Below are 297 nucleotides of genomic sequence, written 5' to 3' on the forward strand. Positions count from 1 at the left end.
GGGAGACGCGCGGCGGGCGCCAGCATTTCACTTTCTCGAAGGTCATGGCGTGGGTTGCGTTCGACCGCGCGCTTGCATCGGCGGAAATGTTCAAGCTCGAAGGCCCGCTCGACGAATGGCGCGCCACCCGCGCGCAGATTCACGCGGAAGTCTGCGAGAAGGCATGGAATGCTTCGCGCAATGCGTTTTCGCAGACCTACGGCAGCGATCAGCTCGACGCGAGCCTGCTGCTGCTGCCGCTCGTCGGCTTCTTGCCGCCGCACGATCCGCGCGTGAAAGGCACGGTCGAGGCGATCG

The 297-nt window shown here is 65.3% G+C and carries 1 protein-coding gene; it reads left to right on the forward strand.

Features of this window, described 5'->3' with window-relative positions:
* Window positions 1–297: glycoside hydrolase family 15 protein (locus SB822_RS56230; RefSeq protein WP_410858995.1), on the forward strand; the 297-nt coding region annotated here is incomplete at both ends.

It is taken from the genome of Paraburkholderia sp. SIMBA_054 (assembly GCF_046534875.1).
GTDB lineage: Bacteria > Pseudomonadota > Gammaproteobacteria > Burkholderiales > Burkholderiaceae > Paraburkholderia > Paraburkholderia hospita.